This is a genomic window from Bacillus sanguinis (assembly GCF_018332475.1).
Lineage (GTDB): Bacteria > Bacillota > Bacilli > Bacillales > Bacillaceae_G > Bacillus_A > Bacillus_A sanguinis.
The window spans coordinates 1-1031 of the sequence record NZ_BOQB01000156.1 but is presented as its reverse complement, the minus strand read 5'-3'; the positions used below and the strand labels follow the sequence as shown (position 1 = coordinate 1031).

The 1031-nt window shown below is 37.1% G+C and carries 1 protein-coding gene; it reads right to left on the bottom strand.

The window, feature by feature from the left end; genetic code table 11:
- Positions 1–815 (bottom strand): MBL fold metallo-hydrolase (locus KI369_RS17340; RefSeq protein ID WP_212956749.1); only part of this gene is annotated, 815 nt, incomplete at its 3' end.
- Positions 816–1031 lie beyond the last annotated feature (216 nt).

The window sequence follows — 1031 nt, the reverse complement described above, 5'->3', positions numbered from 1 at the left end:
GCAATTTTATCAAATTCTTGAATGAGTGTTTTGAGGCTTGTTGATAGTAATTCACCTGACATCGGTATCCCATGTCCAGTAACAGCGGCTAGAGGCTTTAACTTCTCTAGTTGAATAACTGATTCTTTAGCAGCTTTCCAGTCTGTTGTTAAATATCGAGGCGGACCGCTTATTTCCTGTTCCTGAGTAATTACCTTATATAAATATTCCTGCTTCACCGTAACAAAAGCGTCCCCAGCAATTAATGTTCGGTCTTTTTCTCGGAATAATGAAATATGACCTGGAGTGTGTCCTGGTGTATGAATCCATCTAAAATCTGGCATATGGGGAACAGTTCCATCTGTAGGAAGTACTTTTATGCTATTTCCCAAATCAATCGGTTCGTTAGGGAACAGAGGGGACATTTTCGCTACCATACCACCTTCAACTGTTGGATCTGGTTCAGGATAGCTTTGTTGCCCAGTCAGGAAAGGTATCTCCATTTGATGGGCATAGACGGGAACATTCCAATACTTAATGAGTTCAATTATTCCACCAACATGATCAAAATGCCCGTGAGTTAAAATAATCGCTTTTGGACGACTATTGGTACCAAATCGATCCTCAGCGATAGAGATAATTTCATTTGCACATTTAGGCATTCCAGCATCAACTAAAACAAAATCATTGCTCTCGGGATTTCCAACAAAACAGATGTTGACGATTTGAATCGTGTAACAAAATAAATCAGGCAATACTTCGATGCCATGACCACTTTCAATTGAAGTTGCTGGAATAAACTTGTAATCACTTCCATAATTCATCTCATTGTCCACTTTTTATCCCCCTTACTATATGTTAATACGACATTATAGTTCCCTAATTTCTCAAATCCATTTTGGAGGATTTGAGAAAAGAATGAGTGGGGGATTAAAAAACAATAATTTACTCCTAGAATTAAGGTGGAGACATATCAATTTATATAAAGTGCAAACAAAAAATATTGATTGTAAAGTCGTAGTTTCTACTATTTTTTTGAGTTTAAGCGTATA